General features: G+C 74.1%; 22 protein-coding genes. 7 read left to right on the forward strand and 15 right to left on the reverse strand.

The annotated features are described in order from the left end of the window. Nucleotides 1–29 precede the first annotated feature (29 nt). The gene (locus ACZ45Z_RS15565) at nt 30–572 is read right to left on the reverse strand and encodes a GNAT family N-acetyltransferase (RefSeq protein ID WP_468362110.1); all 543 of its coding nucleotides are present in this window, start codon (nt 570–572) and stop codon (nt 30–32) included. A gap of 167 nt (nt 573–739) precedes the next feature. Between ACZ45Z_RS15565 and ACZ45Z_RS15570 the strand changes: the two genes are divergently transcribed. The 5 genes from ACZ45Z_RS15570 to ACZ45Z_RS15590 all read left to right on the forward strand — a co-directional run bounded on the left by ACZ45Z_RS15570 (nt 740) and on the right by ACZ45Z_RS15590 (nt 4,524). Further along, the gene (locus ACZ45Z_RS15570; RefSeq protein WP_468362112.1) at nt 740–1,126 is read left to right on the forward strand and encodes a VOC family protein; all 387 of its coding nucleotides are present in this window, start codon (nt 740–742) and stop codon (nt 1,124–1,126) included. A gap of 141 nt (nt 1,127–1,267) precedes the next feature. Beyond that, nucleotides 1,268–1,831 (forward strand): DUF5134 domain-containing protein, encoded by a 564-nt coding sequence (locus ACZ45Z_RS15575; RefSeq protein ID WP_468362114.1) that lies wholly within the window; start codon nt 1,268–1,270, stop codon nt 1,829–1,831. 233 nt (nt 1,832–2,064) lie between these two features. Then, nucleotides 2,065–3,000, forward strand: coding sequence for a M56 family metallopeptidase (locus tag ACZ45Z_RS15580; protein WP_468362116.1), 936 nt, complete (start codon nt 2,065–2,067; stop codon nt 2,998–3,000). Between the two features lie 33 nt (nt 3,001–3,033). Further along, entirely contained in the window at nt 3,034–3,768 is a 735-nt protein-coding gene (locus ACZ45Z_RS15585; protein WP_468362118.1) for a phosphatase PAP2 family protein, read from the forward strand. A gap of 57 nt (nt 3,769–3,825) precedes the next feature. Beyond that, complete coding sequence (locus ACZ45Z_RS15590; protein ID WP_468362120.1) at nt 3,826–4,524, forward strand: HAD family hydrolase; 699 nt, start codon at nt 3,826–3,828, stop codon at nt 4,522–4,524. A 94-nt stretch (nt 4,525–4,618) separates the two neighbouring features. Here ACZ45Z_RS15590 and ACZ45Z_RS15595 read toward each other — a convergent pair whose 3' ends face one another. The 4 genes from ACZ45Z_RS15595 to ACZ45Z_RS15610 all read right to left on the reverse strand — a co-directional run bounded on the left by ACZ45Z_RS15595 (nt 4,619) and on the right by ACZ45Z_RS15610 (nt 11,173). Next, on the reverse strand, nt 4,619–6,187 hold the full coding sequence (locus ACZ45Z_RS15595; RefSeq protein WP_468362122.1) for a type I glutamate--ammonia ligase: 1,569 nt from the start codon (nt 6,185–6,187) through the stop codon (nt 4,619–4,621). 1,350 nt (nt 6,188–7,537) lie between these two features. Next, nucleotides 7,538–9,085 (reverse strand): MFS transporter, encoded by a 1,548-nt coding sequence (locus tag ACZ45Z_RS15600; RefSeq protein ID WP_468362124.1) that lies wholly within the window; start codon nt 9,083–9,085, stop codon nt 7,538–7,540. Then, the gene (locus tag ACZ45Z_RS15605) at nt 9,082–9,726 is read right to left on the reverse strand and encodes a TetR/AcrR family transcriptional regulator (protein ID WP_468362126.1); all 645 of its coding nucleotides are present in this window, start codon (nt 9,724–9,726) and stop codon (nt 9,082–9,084) included. The genes ACZ45Z_RS15600 and ACZ45Z_RS15605 overlap by 4 nt, the downstream gene beginning before the upstream one ends. Nucleotides 9,727–9,787: 61 nt before the next feature. After that, nucleotides 9,788–11,173 (reverse strand): peptidase C39 family protein, encoded by a 1,386-nt coding sequence (locus ACZ45Z_RS15610; RefSeq protein ID WP_468362128.1) that lies wholly within the window; start codon nt 11,171–11,173, stop codon nt 9,788–9,790. Between the two features lie 178 nt (nt 11,174–11,351). Here ACZ45Z_RS15610 and ACZ45Z_RS15615 point away from each other — a divergent pair, with 178 nt between their 5' ends. Both ACZ45Z_RS15615 and ACZ45Z_RS15620 read left to right on the forward strand, forming a co-directional pair. Continuing rightward, nucleotides 11,352–11,936, forward strand: a complete 585-nt coding sequence (locus tag ACZ45Z_RS15615; RefSeq protein WP_468362130.1) for a uridine kinase family protein — start codon at nt 11,352–11,354, stop codon at nt 11,934–11,936. Nucleotides 11,937–12,413: 477 nt separating this feature from the next. Continuing rightward, a complete protein-coding gene (locus ACZ45Z_RS15620; protein WP_468362132.1) occupies nt 12,414–14,315 on the forward strand; it encodes an AAA family ATPase in 1,902 nt (633 codons plus the stop codon). A gap of 31 nt (nt 14,316–14,346) precedes the next feature. Here the strand turns inward: ACZ45Z_RS15620 and ACZ45Z_RS15625 are convergent, their stop codons facing one another. The 10 genes from ACZ45Z_RS15625 to ribD all read right to left on the reverse strand — a co-directional run bounded on the left by ACZ45Z_RS15625 (nt 14,347) and on the right by ribD (nt 22,943). Then, nucleotides 14,347–15,477, reverse strand: a complete 1,131-nt coding sequence (locus tag ACZ45Z_RS15625) for a hemolysin family protein (RefSeq protein ID WP_468362134.1) — start codon at nt 15,475–15,477, stop codon at nt 14,347–14,349. Then, nucleotides 15,474–16,853, reverse strand: coding sequence for a hemolysin family protein (locus tag ACZ45Z_RS15630; RefSeq protein ID WP_468362136.1), 1,380 nt, complete (start codon nt 16,851–16,853; stop codon nt 15,474–15,476). Before ACZ45Z_RS15630 ends, ACZ45Z_RS15625 begins: the two co-directional genes overlap by 4 nt. 174 nt (nt 16,854–17,027) lie before the next feature. Further along, nucleotides 17,028–17,486 (reverse strand): PH domain-containing protein, encoded by a 459-nt coding sequence (locus tag ACZ45Z_RS15635; protein ID WP_468362138.1) that lies wholly within the window; start codon nt 17,484–17,486, stop codon nt 17,028–17,030. A 57-nt stretch (nt 17,487–17,543) separates the two neighbouring features. Further along, a complete protein-coding gene (gene hisG / locus ACZ45Z_RS15640; protein WP_468362140.1) occupies nt 17,544–18,392 on the reverse strand; it encodes an ATP phosphoribosyltransferase in 849 nt (282 codons plus the stop codon). A gap of 52 nt (nt 18,393–18,444) precedes the next feature. Continuing rightward, nucleotides 18,445–18,717, reverse strand: a complete 273-nt coding sequence (locus ACZ45Z_RS15645; protein WP_468362142.1) for a phosphoribosyl-ATP diphosphatase — start codon at nt 18,715–18,717, stop codon at nt 18,445–18,447. A 35-nt stretch (nt 18,718–18,752) separates the two neighbouring features. Beyond that, complete coding sequence (gene ribH, locus ACZ45Z_RS15650) at nt 18,753–19,238, reverse strand: 6,7-dimethyl-8-ribityllumazine synthase (RefSeq protein WP_468362144.1); 486 nt, start codon at nt 19,236–19,238, stop codon at nt 18,753–18,755. A 58-nt stretch (nt 19,239–19,296) separates the two neighbouring features. After that, nucleotides 19,297–20,586, reverse strand: coding sequence for a bifunctional 3,4-dihydroxy-2-butanone-4-phosphate synthase/GTP cyclohydrolase II (locus tag ACZ45Z_RS15655; RefSeq protein WP_468362146.1), 1,290 nt, complete (start codon nt 20,584–20,586; stop codon nt 19,297–19,299). Continuing rightward, the gene (locus ACZ45Z_RS15660; RefSeq protein ID WP_468362148.1) at nt 20,583–21,236 is read right to left on the reverse strand and encodes a nicotinamide mononucleotide transporter family protein; all 654 of its coding nucleotides are present in this window, start codon (nt 21,234–21,236) and stop codon (nt 20,583–20,585) included. The genes ACZ45Z_RS15655 and ACZ45Z_RS15660 overlap by 4 nt, the downstream gene beginning before the upstream one ends. Beyond that, nucleotides 21,233–21,850 carry a riboflavin synthase gene (locus tag ACZ45Z_RS15665; protein WP_468362150.1) on the reverse strand — a complete coding sequence of 206 codons (618 nt, stop codon included), beginning with the start codon at nt 21,848–21,850 and terminating at the stop codon, nt 21,233–21,235. The genes ACZ45Z_RS15660 and ACZ45Z_RS15665 overlap by 4 nt, the downstream gene beginning before the upstream one ends. Before the next feature lies 1 nt (nt 21,851). After that, complete coding sequence (gene ribD, locus ACZ45Z_RS15670; RefSeq protein WP_468362379.1) at nt 21,852–22,943, reverse strand: bifunctional diaminohydroxyphosphoribosylaminopyrimidine deaminase/5-amino-6-(5-phosphoribosylamino)uracil reductase RibD; 1,092 nt, start codon at nt 22,941–22,943, stop codon at nt 21,852–21,854. Nucleotides 22,944–23,031 lie beyond the last annotated feature (88 nt).

A 23,031-nucleotide genomic window follows, 5' to 3' on the forward strand; every position in this document is an offset into this window, starting at 1 on the left:
GCGGCTGTAGCGGGCGGCCGCTCGCCGACCTACCCGAGCCGCTTGACCAGCAGCTCGAACTCCAGGTCGGCGCGCTGCGGGATGCCGAACCGCTCGTCGCCGTACGGGAAGGGGGTGCGCCGGCCGGTGCGCCGGTAGCCGCGGCGCTCGTACCAGGCGATCAGCTCCTCGCGCTGGCGGATCACGGTCATCCGCATCTCGCGGGCGTTCCACAGGTCGCGGGCGGTGCGCTCCGCCTCGGCGAGGATCACCTTTCCGACGCCGCCGCCCTGAAGCGAGGGGCGCACCGCGAACATCCCGAAGTAGGCGTGGTCACCGCGGTGTTCGAGCTGGCAGCAGGCGAGCAGTTCACCGTCGCGTTCGGCGATCAGCAGCCGGCCGGACTCGGCGCGCACCACCGCGGCGACGCCGTCCGGGTCGGTGCGCTGTCCCTGGAGCAGGTCGGCCTCCGTCGTCCAGCCGGCCCGGCTGGCGTCCCCGCGGTACGCCGATTCGATCAGCTCGACCAGCCCGGGGACGTCGGCGTCGGTCGCGGTGCGGAAGGCCAATCGGCCGGCGGGCACGGGGGGCATGGCGGGCGGGTCCTCTCGGGGCCAGGGGCGGGCTCCGGTGGAGGCTAACAAGTGGGCCGCCGGAGGTGTCAGGGGTTGGCGCGGGGGCGGTACCGGGCGACCGCGCCCGGGAGCTTTCGGCGGCGGGGTCCCGGCCCGGCGGCGCGCGGTCGGCGTAGGGTCCTCCCATGGTGCAGGTACTGAGCAGCAGGGTGCTGGTACGCCCCTCGGACCCCGAGCGGTCGCGGGCGTTCTACGGCGAGACGCTGGGGCTGGAGATCTACCGCGAGTTCGGTACGGGCCCCACACGCGGCACGGTGTACTTCCTGGGCGGCGGCTTCCTGGAGGTCTCCGGGCGCTCCACCGACTCCGCCACGGCGACGCTCCAGTTGTGGCTCCAGGTGGCGGACGCGGCGGCGGCTCACGAGGAGCTGGTGGCGCGTGGCGCGCGGGTGCTGCGGCCGCCGGTGCGGGAGCCGTGGGGGCTGATCGAGATGTGGATCGCCGACCCGGACGGCCACCGGATCGTCCTCACCGAGGTCCCGGCCGACCATCCGCTGCGCTACCGCCCCTAGCGCCCTGAAGGCACCGAACCGGCCGGGCGGGTGTGCTCCCCCGTTGCGCCCGTGCGCTCCCGTGTGCCCGCCTCGCCGCGGGCAGCCTGCGGGCGTACGCGAGGCCCCGTGAGGGGTGTGGCTCGTCGGGGAGGTGCCGCGGTGCACGGATCGCCGCTGGTCGGGTGGCTGCTGGTGGCGCTGTGCGGCGTCGCGGGCGGGTACTGCCTGTTACGGAGGTGCGCGGGCACGGCGGCCGAGCGGGGGCGGGCGCGCGGCGAGGCGCTGATGGGACTGGGGATGGCGGCGATGGCGCTGCCCGCGCCCGCGTCACCGTCCTGGGCGCCATGGGTGTTCGCGGCGGTCTTCGGAGCGGTCGGGGTGTGGTCGGTGGCCCGGCGCCACGCGCATCACGCGGTGGGCGCGCTGGCCATGGTCTACATGGCGCTGGCGATGGCACTACCGGCCGGCGGCCGGCCGGCGGCCGCCGCGCACGCGCAGCACGCGGGGCCGGGCGGCGTGCCGCTGCTGACGGGCCTGCTGCTCGCCTACTACGCGGTCTACGTGATCACGGCGGGGGTCCGGCTGGTGCCGGCGGCCGCGGTGGCCGACGGGCCGGGGGCCGAGGCACCGGTGACGGCGGTGGCCGCCGGGTGGCCCGGCATGCTGCGCGCGTGCCAGGTGGCGATGGGGATCGGGATGTTCGCGATGCTGCTGACGCTGTGAGGCGCGGCGGCCTCCTGATGCGATGCGGACGCGGGCGGGCTCCTGACACGCGGTGCGGGCGCGGGCGGACTCCTGACACGCCGTGCGGCGCGGACGTCCAAATCACAGGCGGCCGGGGCCTCTTGAGAGGCGCGTGTCACACGGGAGGGTGTTCGTCACATACGGAGGTGGCATGCGTCACTTCCGCCGCGCGGCCGTACCAACCGGTAGTCCCCCGCTCATAGGCTGACGGCATGATGGTCCCCCTCGCGCTGATGATCCTCGGCGTGTTGGTCGCGGCGACGGCGCCGCGGCTGATGGCCCGTTCCGACTGGCCCGACCGCGAGCCGGTGCTCGCCCTGTGGGTGTGGCAGTGCGTCGTCGCCGGCGTCCTGCTGTGCTGCGTCCTCGCGATGTCGCTGAGCGCGGCCGCCGCCTGGGAAGCCGTCCGCAGTCCGGTCTTCGGTTTCGCGCCGCAGGTGGTCGTCGAGGCGTACGCGCTCAAGACGCACGGGCCGTGGGCCGGGGCGCTGGCACTCCTCCTGGCCGGCGGCGGCGCCTGGACGGGCGTCATGCTGACCCGTGAGGTGCGCGCGGCCCGGGCCCGCCGCCGCCGGAGCCGGGCGGCTCTGCTGCGCCGCTCCCCGCTGCTGCCGGGCGAGGAACCGTCCGGGGAGCGCCTGGTCGTCCTGGAGGGCGACCGTCCCGAAGCCTGGTGGCTTCAGCACGCCTCGCGCCAACTGGTCATCACCACCTCGGCGCTGCGCCGCCTGAAGGGCCGTCAGCTCGACGCGCTCATCGCGCATGAGCAGGGGCATGCCCGGGCCCGGCACGACCTCCTGCTGTACTGCGCCTCGGCGCTGGCCGTCGGCTTCCCGCAGATCCCGGTCTTCGCCGCCTTCCGTGACCAGGTGCACCGGCTGGTCGAACTCGCCGCGGACGACGCCGCCTCGCGGCGCTTCGGGCGGCTGACGATCGCGCTGGCGCTGGTCGGGCTCAACGAGGACCGCGGGGTGTTCGGGCCGTGCCCGGCGCCCCTCGCGCAGGTCCCGCAGCGCGTGGACCGGCTGCTGGCACCCGCCCCCCGCTTCACGCCCGGCCGCCGCCTGCGGATGACGGCGTGCGCGGCGCTCGTCCCGGCGGTGCCGCTGCTGGTGGCGTTCGTGCCGGGGCTGCAGGCGCTGGCGTAGGACGACGGCCGGGGTGTCGGGGAGGATCTCCCCATGGCACCGACGCCGCGCCCCGCCGCCCCCACGCCCGACGCCGCCGACCGCCCCGCACACCCGGCCCCCGCCGCCTCCCTCGCCGCCCTCATGGCCGCGCTCACCGCCCTCCTCCTCGTCCTGGTGGCCACCCGCTGGGCCCCGCTGATGTCCCTGGACGCGGCCGCGGCGAACGGATTGCACCGTGCCGCGCGGGCCGCTCCCAACTGGACGGGGACCGCCCGGCTGCTCACCGACTGGCTGTGGGACCCGTGGGCGATGCGGGCGGTGCTCGCGGCGGTGGTCTGGTGGCTCGTACGGCGGGGCGACCGCGTGCTGGGCGCCTGGGTCGCGGCCACCGCGCTCGCCGGCACGGCGCTGCAACAGGGCCTGAAAGCGGTGGTGGGCCGGCCGCGCCCGGTGTGGCCCGATCCGGTGGACTCCGCGCACTACGCCGCCTTTCCGTCCGGCCACGCGATGTCGGCGCTGGTGGCGGGCGCCCTGGTGTGCTGGCTGCTCGGGTTGTACGGGGCGGGCCGGCGGCTGCGGTGGACGGCCCGGACGGTGGTCGCGGTCTCGGTCGCCGGGGTCGGCTTCACCCGCGTCTACCTGGGCGTTCACTGGCTGTCGGATGTCGTCGGCGGCTGGCTGCTGGGCGGGGCGCTGGTGGCCTGCGTGGCGTGGGCGTATCCGGCGTACGCGCGGCGGGCCGGCGACCGGGAACCGCGCCGACCGGGCCCGGGCCGTCGCTCCTGACGGGCCTTGGAGCGAAACGGCTGGCCCGGGCGACGCCGACGGGAGCAGGATGCGGGTATGGCGACGATCGAGGGCGTGCTGTTCGACTTCTCCGGAACCCTGCTGCGGATCGAGTCCGCCGAATCCTGGCTGCGCGCCTCACTGGCGGCGTCCGGCCTGGCCATGGACGACACGGAGATCACCCGGCGCGCGGCCGCCCTGGAGAGGGCCGGCGCGCTGCCCGGAGGCTCGGCGCCCGAAAGCATCCCCGAGGAACTGGCCGGCCTCTGGCGCGTCCGCGACCGGGACGCCACGCACCACCGCGAGCTGTATACCGGCCTGGCCCGCCAAGTGGCGCTCCCCTCCCCCGCGTTGTACGACGCGCTCTACGAGCGTCACAAGACCGCGGCGGCCTGGTCCCCCTACCCGGACGCCGCCGGCGTGCTCGCCGAGTTGCGCCGCCGCGGTGTCCGCACCGGCGTGCTGAGCAACATCGGCTGGGACCTGCGGCCGGTGCTGCGCGCCCACGGCCTCGACCGCTACGTGGACCGCTGTGTGCTGTCCTACGAGCACGGTATGCAGAAGCCGGATCCGGAGTTCTTCACCCTGGCCTGCGAGGCGTTGGGGCTCGCCCCCGACCGGGTCCTGATGGTGGGCGACGACCGTACGGCGGACGGCGGGGCGACGGCGGTGGGCTGCGCCTTCCTGCCCGTGGACCACCTGCCGGTGAAGCGCCGCCCGGCCGGCCTGCGGCCGGTCCTGGGCCTGGTGGACTGAGCGGGCGACGGGCGCGGTTCGGCGGGCGACGGCGCGCGGCGGCCCGTCCGCCTCGGACACACCCCCGTCGTCACCCTGGTCACACGGGTGGCGTTCAGGCGCGCGCGAACCACCGCTGCCGCTCGGCGTCGGTGACCGTGCGCCGCTGCACGTCCCGTTCGATCCGCCCGAGGTGGGTGTAGTGCTCGACCACTTCCGGCCCGAACGCCGCCTTCGCGAGGGCGCTGCGGCCGAACGCGGCGAGCGCTTCGTCGAGGGTCGCCGGGGGCCGGCCCGCCTCCCGCGACGGGCAGGCGTCGCCGGTGTGCGGGGCGGGCGGCGTCCGTTCGGCCCGGACGCCGTCGGTGAGCGCGGCCAGCGCGGCGGCCAGCGCCAGGTAGGGGTTGGCGTCGGCGCCCGGCAGCCGCACCTCCAGACGCGCCACGTCACCGTGTCCGGCGGCGTGGAACCCGGCCCCGGGCGCGCCGGTTCGGTCGTCGACGCCCCAGGTGAGGCGGGTCGGGGCGGCGGAGTCCGGCAGGAACCGCTTGTAGGAGTTGGGCGTCGGGGCGTAGAGGGGGGCGAGCGCCGGCAGGCCGTCGATCAGGCCGGCGACGGCTCGGCGGGCGAGCACGGAGGGGCCGCCCGCGGCGTCCGCCGGCGCCGGGCGGTCGGTGGCTGGGGCCGCGCGGTCCAGGGAGGGGCCGCGCTGGAGGAAGAGGCGCAGGTGGAGCCCGTTGGTGAGGCCGGTCTCCGGCGCGGCCATGAAGGTCGGGGCCAGGCCCGCCCGGGCCCCCACGCTGCGGGCCGCGTGCTTGAACAGCAGATGCGCGTCGCAGGCCGCGATGGGGTCGCCACCCGGGAAGGTGACCTTGACCTGGCCCGGTACGGACCCGGTCGTGACGGCCCGCACCGGCAGGCCCGCGCCGGCCAGCGCCCGCGCGAGTTCGCGCAGATAGGTGGACTGGGTGCGGTCCTGCTCCCGCGCGTGGTGACGGGGCTCGCGCGGGTGGCCCGTACGGTCCGGCCCAGGACCGGTACGGCCCGGCGGGGCACCGGCACCGGCACCGATACCGGCATCGGCATCGATACCGGTATGGTTCCCGGCACCCGCATGCCCCCCGGTCACCGGGCGCAGCCCCTGGTGGCCGGCCGCGGCGGCCTCCTCGTAACTGCCGTGATAGACCACGAACTCCGTTTCCAGCCCCGCCCGGACGGCGAGTCCCAGCTCCGCCAGCCGGTCCAGCGTGCGGCGCAGCAGGTGGCGCGGGGCCACGGAGAGGGGGCGGTCCTCGCGGTCGACGGCGTCGGAGTGGACCAGGGCGGTGCCCGGGAGCCAGGGCAGCCGGCGCAGGGTGCCCAGATCCGGGCGGAGGCGCAGGTCGTGGTGGCCGGCCGGCCAGGAGCTGAGCGCCAGGCCGTCGAGCGGGCGCATCGCGGCACCGGTGGCGAGGGTGCGGGTGCCGTCGCCGGCGTCCGCCACCTGTTCGAGGAAGTGCCCGGCGTCGTACAGCTTTCCCTTGAGGCGGCCCTGCGCGTCGGTGACGGCCGCGCGCACCGTGTCGATCCGGCCGGCGGCCGCCTCGGCCCGCAGTTCTTCGAGGCTCAGCAGGCCGGCGGTCGTCTCGTCCGTCCGTGTGTCGGGGCCGTCGTCCGCCGGCGTCGGTCCGGTCACTGCCGTCATCGCGGGCTCTCCTTTTCCTCGTCGCCCTCTCCCGGGCCGGAACGCGTCGCCGGCCGTGCGGGAGCGGGAACGTGCCGAACGCGTCGTCACCGCACGCATCGTCACCGAAAGCGACGCCGCCCGTCAGGGCCTGTCCCGGCGCCCGGCCGGGGTCGAAGACAGGCCGCGAGAGAGAAGGCAGGCTCCAAGAGATACGCCAGGCACGGTGATTGGTCCAGATCTTGATTCAGCCGCGCCCGCCGCGCCCGACCGCCCCGCCACCCCCCGGAGCCGCCCTGTCCCCTCCCCGCCCACCGGACTCTCACGCCTCCCACCGGATCCGACGCCCCGTCAACCCCCCTGCCACCACGCGCCCCGCGCCGCCGACCGTCACCCGCGCAATGGCCAAAAAGCGTGCTCTTCCCTGCCGGTCGCCGGGGACTCGTACCGTCAGGGAAGGCGGCGCCCGGCCGGATTCCTCGCGGACGGGACCGGACACTCCCGGCCCGGCGGTTGACGCGATACTTCGGCCGCCGTCGGTGACGGGGGTAGCGTCACAGGTCGGGCCGGCGGACCAACTGTCAGTCCAATAGGCCAACTGGACCGGCCGCCGGCTGGGCAGACCGCTACACGACCCTCCTTGCCAGGACGACAGCGAACAGACGAAGTCGGAGAACCATGACGAGGTCCACCCCATGAACCTCCGCGCGAGGCTGCGCCGCACGCCGGACACCCCCTGCCCCGCCTGCGGCGGCACCGACCTGCTGTGGGAGGACGAAGGCGTCTACGGGGGCGGCGAACTGCTCTGGTGGTGCGCCGACTGCCTGCACCAGTGGCATGCCGGCGAGCACGCCCCGCCCGTACCGGTCCAGCGCCCCGCCACCGCTCCCCTGCCCCCGCGACCGCCCGCGCCGGCCCACGCGGTGCCCCACCCCGCGGGCGAACCTCCCGTCCCTCTCGCCCCGCCGCTACCCCCGGCCCCAATCGCCACAGAAACGTCAACGGGCGGAACGGGCACAGGCATGGGCCCAGACACGGCCGCAGGCACTCCCACCGGTACCGGCACCGTCGCCGAGCGCCTCATGCGGGCCGCCAACCTCATTCCCCTCGTGCCGTGCCCCGGCGCGTACGAGCCGTGGCCCTGCCGCTGCGCCCACTGCGGCCGGGACCTGGCCCCCACGTATCGCCAGGTCCGCGACGGTACCGCCGGATGCGCCTGCCGCCGCCCCCGCCGACGCCGCCCGTCCCGTAGCCGGTGACCGAACGGGTGTTGGCAGTGGCCTGGGAAGCGGCCGGGGCCCGGCGAGCCGTCCCGGACGCGCGGCCTCGTCGGGGCGCGAACCGCTGGTGCGGCTCCCCCTGTTCGCGGAGCTACCTCGGCAGACGGACCCCAGGAGGCGCGAGTGGTTCGCCCGGCACCGTGGCCTCGGGCGGCCGGGCAGCCCGCGCGTTCCGCGAACGCCCCCACCGCCCTGCCCACTTCCCCGCCGCGCTCTTCCCGCCACCTGCCCGGCCGCCTGCCCGCCCCGGCAGGCCGACCGCCAGCAGCCCGCCCAGCAGGGCGACGGCTGCCAGGACGCCCAGCGTGCAGCTCATCGCGGAGGTGAACGCCGCGTCGGCCGCCCACCGCGGCCCGCCCGCCCGGGGACGGTCGAGGGTGGCGCCGGGGGTGGTGAGGGTCATCAGCATGGTGGCCGCCGCGACGCCCAGTGCCGGGCCGATGTTCATGGCCGTCTGCTGGAGTCCGCCGGCGACTCCGGCGTGCTCGACGGACACCTGGCGCACGATGACGGCCGTCGCGCTGACCATCACCGCCGCGAAGCCGGCGCCGATGGCCACACAACAACCGCCGATCCCCACGGCCGTCGACGCCCGGTCGAGCCGGGAGAAGAGCAGGACGCCGAGGGCGAGGAGCGCCATGCCCGTCGCGGCGGTCCGGCGGGGTCCGTACCGGCGCAGCAGGACGGCACACACCGGCGCGCCCAGCACCATCGACGCGGCGAGCGGCAGCATCCGCAGGCCGCTCGCCAGCGGGTCGAGCGCGAGGACGTCCTGAAGGAAGTACGTGCCGACGAACAGCGCCCCGAACATGGCCGCCGACGCCGACACCAGCATGCCGAGCGCCGATGTGACGGTCGCGGACCGCAGCACGCCCGGCGGCACCAGCGGGCTCGCGCTGCGCCGCACATGCCGGACGAACGCGCCGCCGGCGACGGTCACGGCGCCGAGTCCCAGCGCGGTGGCCGCCGTCCACCCCGTTTCCGGCAGTCCGACGAGGGTGTGGACCAGGCACACCAGGGCGACTGCCAGGAGGCAGGCGCCGGGCACGTCCAGCCGCGCCGCGCGGTCCCGGTCCGGCTCCGGTATCCGGGCGACGAGCGCGAGGACGCCGATCACCAGGGCCGGGACGACGTTGAGGAAGAAGACGGCCCGCCAGCCCAGGTGGGCGACGAGCGCCCCGCCGACGACCGGGCCGGCCGCGGCCGCCACCCCGATCGCGCTGGTCCGCAGGGCGATGGGCATGCCGAGCCGGTCGGGCGGGTAGGCGGCGCGCAGCATGCCGAGGGTGGCCGGTTGCAGCAGCGCCCCGCAGACGCCCTGGGCGACGCGCAACCCGATCACCCATCCGACGCCCGGCGCCAGGCCGATGCCGGCCGACGTCACGCCGAAGCCCAGGATTCCGACGGCGAAGACTCGCCGGTGGCCGTAGCGGTCGCCGAGCCGCCCGGCGAAGACCAGCAGGCCGGCGACGGCGATCAGGTAGGCGGTACCGGCCCACTGGACCTGGACGAACGAGGCGTGCAGGTCACGCTGGAGGGTGGGTTGGGCGACGGTCAGCACGGTCCCGTCGAGGGCGACGATCACGGCGCCGGTGATGCTGCCGGTGAGGGTGAGGCGCCGGTGGAGACGTGAGCTCATCGGCCGACCGGCCCGAGGTGGGCGTCCAGCGCGGCCCGCAGCAGGGGTTCGACGTCCTCGGCTCCGGTCGCGAGGGGGAGGCTGCCCCAGGCCCACAACTGGGCGATGCCGTGCAGGTTCGCCCACAGCGCGCCCGCCACGACGGGCGGCTCCGCGTCCGTCGGCGGGCCGGCCCGGGTGACCAGGTCGACGAGCACACCGAACAGCGGCAGGCTGCTGTCCCGCAGGCCGAGTTCGCCGCTCTCCAGCAGGTCGTGACGGAACATCAGCTCGTACATGCCGCGGTGGGTCAGCGCGAAGCCGAGGTAGGCGCGTCCGAGCGCCAGGAGTTGGGCGCGGGGGTCCCTCCCGTCGTCACCGAGCAGCTCGGCGACCTCGCCGCCCAGGTCGGCGAAACCCTGCCGCGCGATGGCGGACAGCAGCGACAGATGGGTCGGGAAGTACCGGCGCGGGGCCCCGTGCGAGACCCCGGCCCGCCGGGCGATCTCCCGCAGCGACAGCGCCTGGACGCCCTCTTGGGCCAGCAGTTCGACCCCGGCCGCCACCAACCGGTTCCGGAGCCCCGCGTCCCGCTCCCCCGCGTCCCGCGCACCGGGACCCTGTGCGTCGGCACTCCGCCCGACTCTGCCTCGCTCGCTCATAGACACTGTCTACCAAAGAGCGGTAGACAGTGTCTACTGGACGGTGACGGGCGCCCCGTTCCTACCGCACCCCCACCGCCGCGAGCGCCCGCCGCTGGGCCGCGCTCGGGCGCGCGGGGAAGTAGAGGTAACACACCCCGCCCGACCCCCCGACCACCTTGCCGTCGGCGTTCTTCCGCTTCGTCCGCAGCCAGATGTTCTCGAACTGGCGGCGCTTGTAGACGTGGCGGACGGCCTGGTCGGTCGGGGAGGCCGGGTCGTTGGCGATGACGTCGCCGTTCTTGGTGAAGCCGATGACGGCCATGAGGTGGCCGGCGGTGCCGTAGCCCGCGCCGTCGAGCTCGGTCTTCAGGAAGGACTGGGAGGTGATGACGGGGATGCCCGCGTGGATCAGCCGTTCGGCGTCCGTGAGGGAGTCCAGGCGGGTGACGACCGCCTGCATGTCCTTGTATGTGGCGGCGTAGGCGGCGTTGAAGGGCCAGTTGCCGCAGCCGTCGTACTGGTAGTCGAAGGTGTGGCGGGCGGCGTGGCAGACCTGGGGGTCGGCGTAGTCGGGGTGGACCCAGGAGAGGTCCTCGCGGCTGGGCGCGCGGCCCCAGTACTCGATGATCATCTGCGAGGAGGTGGGGCTGCACCACGCCTCTCCCCCGTTGTCGTACTCGGGGTACTGACCCTTGTGGATCTCCTGCGAGTAGCGCGGTACGGGCAGTTCCCGGCCGACCTGGGCGGGTTCGGCCGCGGGCACCTCGAAGCGGTCGGGGACGTCCGAGCCCATCACGCCCAGCCGCCAGACGGTCGGGGTGAGGCGGGTCCCGGGCTTGCGGTGGAGCGTCACGCGCAGTTCGTAGGCGTTCAGGCGCAGTCCGCTCGCCGGGTCGTCGATGGCGAACGTGTCGGTGTAGACGCTGCTCTTGCCGTCCTTCTGGCCGTCGACGGACGTGCGCCGGATGTCGGCGGCGCCGTCGGCGGAGGCCCAGCGGCCCATGACGTACCAGGGGGTGCGGCCGCCGTCGCCGTAGGTGCCGCGCAGTTCGACGGCGATCCAGGTGCCGGACGGGGTGTGGGCGTTCCAGGAGGCGATGGCCTCGGTCGCCGGGACGCGGAGGGTGTACAGCGGGGAGGTCCAGGTGGCGTACTCCCAGACGGTCGTCCTGCCGGTGTGCGGATCGTCGTAGTCGACGGCCCCGGCGGGGCGGGCCAGGCGGATGCCGGGCCGGGCGCCGGCGGCGACGGCGGCGCCGTCCGCCTCGCCCTTGCGCCAGTCGGCCGCAGTGGTCCAGGCGTGGTAGTCCACGAGGCTCTTGGTTCCGGTCGGGGCGGCGTCCGCCGTCGCGGCCGGGGCCGCGCCGCGGGTCCCGCCGACGGCGTGCGCCAAGGGGGTGGCGGCACCCGCGGCGGCGGCGAGCGCGGCGGCCAGGACGGTGCGCCGGGGCGCGGAGCTGGTCATGGTGGGGTCCCCCAGTCGGATGCGGGCGAACGGGCACGAGAGGTCGGGCCGGGACAACGGGCGGGGCGTGCGGGTGCGCAGTGGCACAACTATCTCCGGTCCGGCCGGGCTGCGGAAGGCGCTCCGGTGCGCGTCGCGCCACCAATATTGGTGTGGACCACTGGCGTACGCTGGCGGCATGGACCGCGATCTGACCCCGCTCGCCACCCGTCTGGCGGACCTGCCGCCGTCCTGCGGACCGGTGCGGCTGATCGCGGTGGATGGTCACGCCGGGTCGGGCAAGAGCACCTTCGCCCGGCGGCTGGCCGACGCACTCGGCGGGGCTCCGGTGGTCCACACCGACGACCTGGCCACCCATGACGAGCTGTTCGCCTGGAGCGACCGGTTCCGCGCGCAGGTGGTGGAGCCGCTGTCGCGGGGCGAGCGGGCGCGCTACGCGGTCTACGACTGGGTGCGCGAACGGTTCGCGGAGCGGCGGGAGGTGCCGCCGGCGCCGGTCGTGCTGGTGGAGGGCGTGGGTACGGGGCGCCGGGCGCTGCGCCCGTACCTCGCCTGTCTGCTGTGGATGGAACTGACGCGCGAGGACTCCTGGGAAAGAGGCCAACTCCGGGACGGGCCAAGCCTCGCGGCCTTCTGGGATGGCTGGATTCCGGCGGAGCGCGCCCACTTCGCCGCGGATCCCTCGCGTCCGTATGCCGATCTCCTGGTGCGCCAGGGTCAGGAGGGTTACGAGGTACGGGCGGGACCGTCCGCGGCACCCTGACCCGACCCGGTTCTCACCCTGCGTAGCGACCCCCGGCCGGCGTCGGGCCGCACGCCGACAGGGTCGCGCCGAGTGCCCCAACTCGGCTTGACCTGGGGGGCGTACAGGACTTACGTTCTCATTGTGCGGTTCTACGGACCGCCCGCAGACGCGAAGCCCCCGGTTGTTCCCCCGTGATCGGGGGCTTCGTTCTGTGCGAAACCTTCTCCCGGTTCCGCCCGCGCACCGCGCTTCCCTCACCCTCGGTCACCGCATTCTTCGCGCCGCCGAGCCGCGTCCGCCCAGCGCTCCGCCCCGTGCCGCCCTCTACGGCCTGCACCGATCCCGCGGGTACGATGCGGGTCTGTGCCACCGAAGGACGCGGGCCGATGCCCGCGCGGGCGGGTAACTCCCGTGCGTCGCACGCCGGTTCGCCAGGACGCGGCCCGGCACCCGCCCGGCGGCACACCGCGGGGGGACGTTTTGTGGGGGAACGGGATGGAATTCGGCACACAAGGCTCGCCCGCCCCGGCCGAACTCGCCTGGCTGCGCGCGGTCGACGCCTACACCGTGGGCGCCTACCCGCAGGCCGAGGAGGAGTTCCGGGCCGCGGTCCGGCTCGATCCGTCGATGGCCGACGCCTGGCTCGGGCTGCACGCACTGCGCGCCGACACCGCCACCGCACTGCTGCGCATGCACCGCCACCGCGACCGCTTCGGTGAGCAGCGCGCCCGGCACCGACGCACCCTCAATTCCTGGTACTGGCTGGGCTGGTGGGTCCAGCCGGTGCTGGAGTCCGGCCGTGACCTGCTGCTCGCGCACGCCTCCCACTGGCTGGACGGCCGTCATGTCGCCGAACTGGACCAGGCGCTGGCCGGCTGCCCGCCGGTGGACACCGATCCGCAGGTCCGCTTCCTGCACGCCTGCCGCGCCTATCTCGTCAAGGACTGGGACCAGCTCGTACGGCACACCGAGCCGCTGCTGGACGATCAGGTGCTGGGCATCGAGGCGGGGCTGTTCGGCGGGATGGCGCGGGTGCGGCTGGAGATGTACGGGCAGGCGGAGCCGCTGCTGTCGGCCGCGTTGATGCGCTGCCGCAGCGAGCAGCCGCAGCGCAAGGAGCTGCGTTACTGGCTGGCCCGCGCCCATGAGGGCACCGGCCGCAGTGCCGCGGCGCTGCCCCTCTACCGCGCGGTGCACCGCGTCGATCCGGCGTTCATGGACACCGCGGCCCGGCTGGCCGCCATCGCGGAGGCGGACGGCCTGGACGAGGGCTCCGACCTGGCGACGGTGACGGCCGCCGGCCTCGGCCAGGAGGTGGGCGGTGATCTCGACCCGCTCTCCCCGCTCGATCCGGTCGACGGCCGCGAGCTGCTGGCGACGGGCGAGGCGGACGGGCCGGAGAGCGAGGTGGGCGGGCCGCCGGCCGGGGCGGACACGGCCGCCCGGACCAAGGCCGCGGTGCCCGGGCCGCGCGGCGCCGAACGGCTGCCCGCCGGGCCCGCCGATCCCGTCCTGCTGGAGAAGGCGCTGGCGGAGCTGGAGCGGATGGTCGGCATGGAGCCGGTCAAGCGCCAGGTGCGGGCGCTGTCGGCCCAGTTGCGGATGGCGCGGCTGCGCGCCGGCCAGGGGCTGCCGGTGCAGCCCCCCAAGCGGCACTTCGTCTTCTCCGGGCCCTCGGGCACCGGCAAGACGACCGTGGCCCGGATACTCGGGCGGGTGTTCTACGCGCTGGGCCTGCTCGGCGGCGACCATCTTGTGGAGGCCCAGCGCGCCGACCTGGTGGGCGAGTTCCTCGGCCAGACGGCGGTCAAGGCCAACGAGCTGATCGACTCGGCGCTGGGCGGGGTGCTGTTCGTCGACGAGGCGTACAGCCTGTCCAACTCCGGCTACAGCAAGGGCGACGCGTACGGCGACGAGGCGCTTCAGGTGCTGCTCAAGCGCGCCGAGGACAACCGCGACCGGCTCGTCGTCATCCTGGCCGGCTATCCGGAGGGCATGGACCGGCTGCTGGCCGCCAACCCGGGCCTGTCCTCGCGTTTCACCACCCGCGTGGACTTCCCCAGCTACCGGCCGCTGGAGCTGACCGCCATCGGCGAGGTGCTGGCCGCCGAGAACGGCGACCACTGGGACGCCGAGGCCCGCGAGGAGCTGACCAGCATCAGCGGGCACGTCGTGGAGCAGGGCTGGATCGACGAACTCGGCAACGGCCGCTTCCTGCGCACCCTCTACGAGAAGAGCTGCGCGTATCGCGACCTGCGGCTGTCGACCTGGCGCGGCACCCCGACCCGCGACGACCTCGCCACCCTGCGGCTGCCGGACCTGATGCAGGCGTACGGCGAGGTCCTCTCCGGCCGCGGCCCGGACCCGCGCGGACCGGCGAAGGGCCCGGACCTCTAGCGGGTGCCGGGCCCGTCGTCGGTCGCCGTCGTCAGCCCGCCAGCGCCCGGTCCTCCGCCGGCGCCGGCGAACCGTCGCGGGGCTCGGTGACGCGCTCGGCCGCGCCCCGCTGCCCGGGACGGCCGCCCGGCGGTCTGCGGTGGGCGGGGTCGCGGACCTCGCCGACGAGCATCTCCAGTACGTCCTCCAGGGCGACCAGACCCAGCACCCGGCCGGAGGCGTCGGCGACCGCCGCCAGGTGCGAGGCGGCCCGGCGCATCGCGGTCAGCGCGTCGTCCAGGGGCAATTCGGCGCGCAGGGTGGCCATCGGGTGCCAGACCCGCTGCGGTACCGCGCGGTCGCGTTCCTCCAGGTCCAACACGTCCTTGACGTGCAGATAACCCATGTAGGCGCCGCCGGACGCGCAGACCGGGAAGCGGGAGTAGCCGGTCTTCACGGTCAGCTCCTCCACCTGGCGGGGCGTCACCGTCGCGTCGACGGTGACCAGACCCGCGCGGTCGAGCAGGACGTCGGTGACGGGCCGGCTGCCCAGTTCCAGCGCGTCGGACAGGCGCTCCTGTTCGGCGGGGCCGAGCAGGCCCGCCTGGCCGGAGTCCTCCACCAGGTGGGTGAGCTGCTCGCTGGTGAAGACGGCCTCGACCTCGTCCTTCGGTTCGACGCCGAACAGCCGGAGCACGCCCCGCGCGCAGGCGCCGAGGAGCGCGGTGACGGGCCGGCACAGCCGCGCGAAGGCGACCAGGCCGGGGCTGAACCACAAGGCGGTCTTCTCGGGCGCCGCCATCGCCATGTTCTTGGGGACCATCTCGCCGATGACCAGGTGCAGGAAGACGACCAGGGCCAGGGCGATGACGTAACCGAAGGGGTGGATCAGCGGTTCGGGCAGCCGGACCGCGTGGAAGACCGGTTCCAGCAGGTGGGCCACGGTCGGCTCGGCGACCGCGCCGAGCGTCAGGGAGCAGACGGTGATGCCGAACTGCGCGGCCGCCATCATCTGCGGGAGGTTCTCCAGGCCGTGCAGCACCTGCCTGGCCCGTTTGGAGCCTTCCGTCGCCAGCGGCTCGATCTGGCTGCGGCGTACGGAGACCAGGGCGAACTCGGCGCCGACGAAGAAGCCGTTGGCGAGGACGAGCAGGACCGCGAAGAGGAGCTGGGCCAGCGTCATCGGGCCACCTCCGCGCCGGCCGCGGCGGGCTCACGGGGAGCTTCGGGCGCCGCCGGTGCGACGCCGCCCTGGGGCGCGGTCCGTACGATCCTGATCCGCTCGGCGCGGTGGTGCGAGACCAGCCGCACCCGCAGCCGCCAGCCGTCGAGTTCGGCGATGTCGCCGGGGGCGGGGATCCTGCCGAGTATGTGTGCCACCAGTCCTGCCACCGTCTCGTACGGTCCTTCGGGCGCTTCGAGGCCGATCCGCCGCAGGGTGTCCACCCGGCAGCCGCCGTCGGCGTCCCACGCGGGCCTGCCGTCCTCGGGCGGTGCCTGGCCCAGTTCGGGCAGATCCACCCGGTCGTGCTCGTCACGGACCTCGCCGACGAGCTCTTCGATGATGTCCTCCAGGGTGACCACGCCGGCGGTGCCGCCGTACTCGTCCACGACCACCGCGATCGGTTGTTCGCTGCGCAGCCGCTCCAGCAGGGGCTGCACGGGCAGGGTTTCGGGCACCAGCAGCGGCGGCACGGCGATCCGCAGGGCGGAGGTGCGCAGCCGCTCGTGGGCCGGGACGGCCAGCGCGTCCTTGAGGTGGACCATGCCGACGACCTCGTCCAGCCGGGTGCGGTAAACGGGGAAGCGGGACAGGCCGGTGGCGCGGGTGAGGTTCACCACGTCCTCCGCGGTCGCGGACGCCTGCAGGGCGCTGACCCGGACGCGGGGGGTCATGACGTTCTCGGCGGTCAGGTCGCCCAGCGACAGGGTGCGGACGAAGAGGTCCGCGGTGTCCTGCTCGATGGCGCCGGCCTGGGCGGAGTGGCGGGCGAGCGAGACCAGTTCGCCGGGGGTGCGGGCGGACGCCAGCTCGTCGGTCGGCTCCACGCCCAGGGAGCGGACGAGGTGGTTGGCGACGGTGTTGAGCAGCGTGATCACCGGGCGGAAGAAGTGCGAGAAGGCGTGCTGCGGGGCGGCGACGAACCGGGCCACCTGGAGCGGCTTGGAGACCGCCCAGTTCTTGGGCACCAGTTCGCCGATGACCATCTGGACACCGGAGGCCAGCAGCATGCCGATGATCACGGCGATGCCGGGCACCCAGCCCTTGGGCAGGCCGGTGGCGAGCAGCGGGCCGGACAGCAGTCCGGCCAGCGCGGGCTCGGCGAGCATGCCGACCACCAAGGAGGTGATGGTGATGCCCAGTTGGGTGCCGGAGAGCTGGAAGGAGAGTTCCCGCAGGGCGGAGACGACGGTGGCGGCGCGGCGGTCGCCGTCGGCCGCGGCCCGTTCGGCGTCCGCCTTCTCGACGGTGACGAGTCCGAACTCGGCGGCGACGAAGAACCCGTTGGCCAAAATCAGGAGGAATGCCGCCGCCAGCAGCAGGAGGGGGCCGGTCATGCCGCCGCCTCCGTGGTATGCGGGGGTTGTGGAGGGGCGGCGCAGGTACTACAGGACGATCCGTCCATTGCCGGAGGGAGTCACTCCTCGGTTCGCAGGGGGCCCGTTGAACGGGCGGGGCGCGGGCGCGCCCGGAGGACAAGAGTAATCAGCGGTGCCGTGATTAGGGCAGGCTCACCGGACGGTGTGGTCGCCGGTGCCGTGCTTCTCGGCGAGCGCGCGCAGGGCCCGGGCGTCGCGGATGGCCTGGTCCCGGGCGATGCCGGGCTGGATGCCCATGGCGGGCAGGCTGGTGCCGTCGGACAGGTCGAGATGGACCCAGGGGTCACCGGCGCGGAGGTTGACGCGCACGACCTGCGCCCAGGCCAGTTCCCTCTTGGTGGTGAGGTTGACGACCGTGACGCCGTCCTGCCGCGCGACCACCTTGGGACGGCTGAGCAGCAGGAGGACGGCCAGGACCAGGGCGCCGGTGAGGATGAAGCTGGCCCGCTCGCCCCCGCCCAGGTTCGGCAGCAGCAGCGCGATGACCGTGAGGGCGGCGAGCTGGGCGATGCCGACGGCGTACAGGACGACCCGGGTGCGGGTCGGCCGGAAGGTCACCGGGAGGCTGGGCGGAGCGTCGGGCGCGGACACGTGTGGGTCTTCCGTTGTGGGCGGGGCGGGTCGTGCGGACGGCGGCGGGGCCGCCGGTCAGAGCCGGCAGGCGTGGATGCCGGTGGTGAGGATCGCGCGGGCGCCGAGGTCGTAGAGCTCGTCCATGATGCGCTGGGCGTCCTTGGAGGGGACCATCGAGCGGACCGCGACCCAGCCCTCGTGGTGCAGCGGGGAGACGGTCGGCGACTCCAGGCCCGGGCTGAGGGCGACGGCCTTCTCGACGTGCTCGACACGGATGTCGTAGTCCATCATCACGTACCGGCGGGCGACCAGGACGCCCTGCATACGGCGCAGGAACTGGCGGACCTTGGGGTCGTCGTCCGGGGCGCCGGTGCGGCGGATGACGACCGCCTCCGACTTCAGGATCGGCTCGCCGATGATCTCCAGACCGGCGTTGCGCAGCGTGGTGCCGGTTTCCACGACGTCCGCGATGACCTGGGCGACACCGAGCTGGATGGCGGTCTCCACGGCGCCGTCGAGGTGCACGACGGAGGCGTCCACGCCGTTGTCGGCGAGGTGCTGGGTGACCAGGCCGGCGAACGACGTGGCGATCGTCATGCCGCCGAACTCGGTGACGTCCTTGGCGGTGCCGGGGCGGGTGGCGTAGCGGAACGTCGAGCCGGCGAAGCCGAGCTGCATGATCTCCTCGGCCGGCGAGCCGGAGTCCAGCAGCAGGTCACGGCCGGTGATGCCGATGTCGAGCTTGCCGGAGCCGACGTACACCGCGATGTCACGCGGGCGCAGGAAGAAGAACTCGACCTCGTTCTCGGCGTCGACCAGGACCAGTTCGCGGCGGTCCTTGCGCTGGCGGTAGCCGGCCTCATGCAGCATCGCCGACGCAGGCTCGGACAGTGAACCCTTGTTGGGGACAGCGATGCGCAGCATGAGTGCGAGTTCCTTTACGGCTGGAGGGGGTGAGGCGAGGGGAACGGCGGGATCAGAGGTGGGCGTAGACGTCGTCGAGGGAGATGCCCTTGGCGACCATCATCACCTGAAGGTGGTAGAGGAGCTGCGAGATCTCCTCGGCGGCGGCCTCGTCGGATTCGTACTCCGCGGCCATCCACACCTCGGCCGCCTCTTCGACGACCTTCTTGCCGATCGTATGCACACCGGCCCGCACCAGCTCGGCGGTGCGGGAGGTGGCGGGGTCGCCGGTGGCGGCCTTCTGCTGGAGCTCGGAGAAGAGCTCCTCGAACGTCTTCTTGGACATGATGCCGCCTACTCTACGGGGTCGCTCCGCTTCGTTCAGCGCCAGGGCTCGGAGACCGAGCGGAGGGTGGCGGCGGTGGCGACGGCGGCGGTGACCGCTTCGTGGCCCTTGTCCTCGGTCGACCCCTCGATGCCCGCGCGGTCCAGAGCCTGCTGCTCGGTGTCGCAGGTCAGCACGCCGAAGCCGACGGGTACGCCGGTGTCCACCGAGACCTGCGTCAGGCCCTGGGTGACGCCCTGGCAGACGTAGTCGAAGTGCGGGGTGCCGCCCCTGATGACGACGCCGAGGGCGACCACCGCGTCGTAGCCGCGGCCGGCCAGGACCTTGGCGACGACGGGCAGCTCGAAGGCGCCGGGGACGCGCAGCAGCGTCGGCTCGTCGATGCCCAGCTCGGTGAGGGCGCGCAGCGCGCCGTCCACGAGGCCGTCCATCACCTTTTCGTGCCACTGCGCGGCGATGACGGCCACGCGCAGGTCGCCACAGTTCTTCACGGTCAGTTCGGGTGCGCCCTTGCCGCTCACGGTTCTCCTCGTACGGGTGTGATGCCGGTGGTGTGTGGTGGTTACTGGCCGGTGGTGGTTACTGGTGGCCGCAGGTGGACCCCTGCTCGGGGTCCAGCCAGGGCAGGTCGTGCCCCATCCGGTCGCGCTTGGTGCGCAGGTAGCGGAGGTTGTGCTCGCCGGCCTGGACGGGCATCGGCTCGCGGCCGGTGACCTTCAGGCCGTACTGCACGAGGGCGGCGGTCTTCTCGGGATTGTTGGTCATCAGCCGCAGGGAGCGCACGCCCAGGTCCCGCAGCATCTGCGCGCCGGCGGCGTAGTCGCGGGAGTCGGCGGGCAGCCCCAGTTCGAGGTTGGCGTCGAGGGTGTCGCGGCCCCGCTCCTGGAGTTCGTAGGCGCGCAGCTTGGACAGCAGTCCGATGCCGCGTCCCTCGTGGCCCCGGAGGTAGATCACCACGCCGCGGCCGGCCTCGGAGATCCGCTCCAGCGACGCCTGGAGCTGGGGGCCGCAGTCGCAGCGCAGCGAGTGGAAGATGTCACCGGTCAGGCACTCGGAGTGGACCCGGACCAGGACGTCCTCACCGTCGCCGAGCGCGCCGGCGACCAGCGCGATGTGCTCGACGCCGTCGACGGTGGAGCGGTAGCCGTACGCGGTGAACTCGCCGTGCGCGGTCGGCAGCCGGGTCTCGGCCTCGCGGCGGACGGTGGGCGCGGAGGTGCGGCGGTAGGCGATCAGGTCCTCGATGGAGATGATCGACAGGCCGTGCTTGCGGGCGAACGGGACGAGTTCGGGCAGGCGCAGCATCGTGCCGTCCTCGCCCGCGATCTCCACGATGGCCGCGGCCGGGCGCAGTCCGGCGAGCCGGGCGAGGTCGACGCCGGCCTCGGTGTGGCCGTTGCGGACCAGAACGCCGCCGGGGCGGGCGCGCAGCGGGAAGATGTGGCCGGGCCGGACGAAGTCGCCGGCGACCGATTCGCCGGAGGCGAGCAGGCGCAGGGTGGTGGCGCGGTCGGCGGCGGAGATGCCGGTGCTGACGCCGTGGGCCGCGGTGGCGTCGACGGAGACGGTGAAGGCGGTCCGCATCGACTCGGTGTTGTGGTCGACCATCTGGGGGAGTTCGAGCCGGTCCAGTTCCGGGCCCTCCATGGGGGCGCAGATCAGGCCGCGGCACTCGCTCATCATGAAGGCGACGATCTCGGGGGTGGCCATTTCCGCCGCGATGACGAGGTCGCCCTCGTTCTCGCGGTTCTCGTCGTCCACGACGACGACGGGACGGCCCGCGGCGATGTCGGCGATGGCCTGCTCGACGGGGTCGAGCGCCAGCTCCTCGGCGCCGTCGGCGTCGTACCAGCTCTGCAGTGCGGTCATGCCGCTGCTCCTTCCAGGACGGGGCGGCCACTCGTGCGCGAGCGCAGCCACCAGTCGCGCAGGCCCCACACGACGAGGGCGAGATAGACGACGTAGACGAAGCCGGAGAACACCAGGCCGCTGCCGAAGGCGAGCGGCACCCCGACGAGGTCGACGAGCAGCCAGGCGAACCAGAACTCGACCAGGCCGCGGGCCTGGGCGACCATCGCGGCGAGCGTGCCGACGAAGATGTAGGCGTCCGGCCAGGGGTTCCAGGACAGTTGCGGGACGAGGGTGAAGAGGGTGCCGACGGCGGCGGTGCCCAGGGCGGTGCCGCCCAGCAGCAGGCCGCGTTCGCGCCAGGTGGCGAAGCGGACGGCGATGGAGCCGTCCTGCGCCTGCCGGCGGCCGCGCTGCCACTGCCGCCAGCCCCATACGGCGACGCCGATGACCAGGAGCTGCTTGCCGACGCCGCCGCTGAGGTGGGCGGAGGCGTAGGCGGCGACGAGGATGAGGCCGGAGAGGAACTGGGCGGGCCAGGTCCATATCGAGCGCCGCCAGCCGAGGGCGAGGGCGGCCAGGCCGATGGTGTTGCCGACCATGTCGGACCAGATGACGTGCTGTCCGAAGGCGGTGAACGCCTCGCCGTTGAGCCAGGTCAGGGCGCTCACCGCGCGCTCTCCTCAGCCTTGGGGGCGCCGCTGCCGAGCAGCCGCTCCACGTATTTGGCGAGCACGTCGACCTCCAGGTTGACCGGCTCGCCGACCTGCTTGATGCCGAGGGTGGTCAGGGCGAGGGTGGTGGGGATGAGGCTGAGGGTGAAGTGGTCGTCCGCGGCGTCGACGACGGTCAGGCTCACCCCGTCGACGGTGATGGAGCCCTTCTCCACCACGTAGCGGGCGAGTTGGGCCGGCAGCGAGACCTTGACGAGCTCCCAGTGTTCGCCGGGGACGCGCTCGGCGATGGTGCCGGTGCCGTCGACGTGGCCCTGGACGAGGTGTCCGCCGAGGCGGCCGCCGAGTGCCATGGGGCGCTCCAGGTTGACCCGGGAGCCGGGGACGAGGGCGCCGAGGCTGGAGCGGTTGAGGGTCTCGGCCATCACATCGGCGGTGAATTCACCGTCGGCGGTGTCCACGACCGTCAGACAGACGCCGTTGACGGCGATGGAGTCACCGTGCTTGGCGTCTTCGGTGACGACGGGGCCGCGCAGTCGGAACCGGGCGGCGTCACCGAGGTTCTCGACGGCGACGACCTCACCCAGTTCTTCGACGATTCCGGTGAACACTTCAGTTCTCCTCAGGCAGGGCGTGGCGGACGGTGGCGGTGATGCGCAGGTCGGGGCCGAGGCGTTCGGTGTCGGTCACGTCGAGGCGCAACGCCCGGTCGATGGTGGTGATTCCGGCGTCGCCGAGGGCGGCGGGGCCCGCGCCGAGCAGCACCGGCGCGAGATAGCCGACGACCTTGTCGACGGCGTGCGCGGCGAGGAAGGCACCGGCGAGGGTGGGGCCGCCTTCGAGGAGCACGGAGCGCACCTCCCGCGCGTACAGGGCCTGGAGCAGGGCGGGGATGTGCAGGCCGGGGCCGTCGGTGGAGCGCGGCAGGCGCAGGAGGGGGGCGAGCCCTTCGAGGTGGGCTGTGTCGGCGTCCTCGGCGACCGCGATGAGGGTGGGCGCGGTGCCGTCCAGGACGCGGGCGCCCGCCTTGACGGCGGTGGCGCCGGAGTCGACGACGACGCGCAGCGGCTGGGTGATCTCGTCGTCGGTCAGGCCGCTGATCCGGGCGCCGAGCTGAGGGTCGTCGGCGCGGGCGGTGCCGGAGCCGACGATGACGGCGTCCGCGGCGGCCCGCAGCCGGTGCACGTCGGCGCGCGAGGGTGCGGAGGAGATCCAGCGGCTGGTGCCGTCGGCGGCGGCGATCCGGCCGTCGAGAGTGGCGGCGTACTTCCACAGTACGAAGGGGCGGCCGCGCAGGACGGCGGTCAGCCATGCCTCGTTGCCCGCGGCGGCCTCGTCGGCGAGCAGTCCGCCCTCGACGTCGATGCCCGCTTCGGCCAGGGTGAGGGCGCCGCCGGTGGCGGTCCGGTCGGGGTCGGAGACGGCGTAGACGACCCGGGCGACGCCGGCGTCGATCAGCGCCTGGGCGCAGGGGCCGGTGCGGCCGGTGTGGTTGCAGGGTTCGAGGGTGACGAGGGCGGTGCCGCCCCTGGCCCGTTCGCCGGCCGCGCGCAGGGCGTGGATCTCGGCGTGCGGCCCGCCGGCGCGCCGGTGCCAGCCCTCGCCCGCCGTACGGCCCTGGTCGTCCAGGATGACGCAGCCGACCACAGGATTGGGGCTGGTGTGCCCGAGTCCGCGCGCGGCGAGCTCGATGGCTCGGCGCATCGCCGCGGTCTCGACGGGGGCTGCGGGGGCCACCGGGTCCTCCTGCCTCTGAAGGGCACGGACTCCGGGGCTGTCTGGACGACAGAAG

The sequence above is a fragment of the Streptomyces sp. NPDC031210 genome (assembly GCF_055570395.1).

Excerpts from the sequence above, each read along its gene's own strand:
- ACZ45Z_RS15625 (WP_468362134.1), bottom strand. The coding sequence starts at position 15,477 with ATGACGCTGGCCCAGCTCCTCTTCGCGGTCCTGCTCGTCCTCGCCAAC.
- ACZ45Z_RS15570 (WP_468362112.1), top strand. The coding sequence starts at position 740 with ATGGTGCAGGTACTGAGCAGCAGGGTGCTGGTACGCCCCTCGGACCCC.
- hisG (WP_468362140.1), bottom strand. The coding sequence starts at position 18,392 with ATGCTGCGCATCGCTGTCCCCAACAAGGGTTCACTGTCCGAGCCTGCG.
- ACZ45Z_RS15590 (WP_468362120.1), top strand. The coding sequence starts at position 3,826 with ATGGCGACGATCGAGGGCGTGCTGTTCGACTTCTCCGGAACCCTGCTG.
- ACZ45Z_RS15595 (WP_468362122.1), bottom strand. The coding sequence starts at position 6,187 with ATGACGGCAGTGACCGGACCGACGCCGGCGGACGACGGCCCCGACACA.
- ACZ45Z_RS15615 (WP_468362130.1), top strand. The coding sequence starts at position 11,352 with ATGGACCGCGATCTGACCCCGCTCGCCACCCGTCTGGCGGACCTGCCG.
- ACZ45Z_RS15605 (WP_468362126.1), bottom strand. The coding sequence starts at position 9,726 with ATGAGCGAGCGAGGCAGAGTCGGGCGGAGTGCCGACGCACAGGGTCCC.
- ribD (WP_468362379.1), bottom strand. The coding sequence starts at position 22,943 with ATGCGCCGAGCCATCGAGCTCGCCGCGCGCGGACTCGGGCACACCAGC.
- ACZ45Z_RS15645 (WP_468362142.1), bottom strand. The coding sequence starts at position 18,717 with ATGTCCAAGAAGACGTTCGAGGAGCTCTTCTCCGAGCTCCAGCAGAAG.
- ACZ45Z_RS15565 (WP_468362110.1), bottom strand. The coding sequence starts at position 572 with ATGCCCCCCGTGCCCGCCGGCCGATTGGCCTTCCGCACCGCGACCGAC.
- ACZ45Z_RS15610 (WP_468362128.1), bottom strand. The coding sequence starts at position 11,173 with ATGACCAGCTCCGCGCCCCGGCGCACCGTCCTGGCCGCCGCGCTCGCC.
- ACZ45Z_RS15630 (WP_468362136.1), bottom strand. The coding sequence starts at position 16,853 with ATGACCGGCCCCCTCCTGCTGCTGGCGGCGGCATTCCTCCTGATTTTG.
- ACZ45Z_RS15585 (WP_468362118.1), top strand. The coding sequence starts at position 3,034 with ATGGCACCGACGCCGCGCCCCGCCGCCCCCACGCCCGACGCCGCCGAC.
- ACZ45Z_RS15580 (WP_468362116.1), top strand. The coding sequence starts at position 2,065 with ATGATGGTCCCCCTCGCGCTGATGATCCTCGGCGTGTTGGTCGCGGCG.
- ACZ45Z_RS15655 (WP_468362146.1), bottom strand. The coding sequence starts at position 20,586 with ATGACCGCACTGCAGAGCTGGTACGACGCCGACGGCGCCGAGGAGCTG.
- ACZ45Z_RS15620 (WP_468362132.1), top strand. The coding sequence starts at position 12,414 with ATGGAATTCGGCACACAAGGCTCGCCCGCCCCGGCCGAACTCGCCTGG.
- ACZ45Z_RS15600 (WP_468362124.1), bottom strand. The coding sequence starts at position 9,085 with ATGAGCTCACGTCTCCACCGGCGCCTCACCCTCACCGGCAGCATCACC.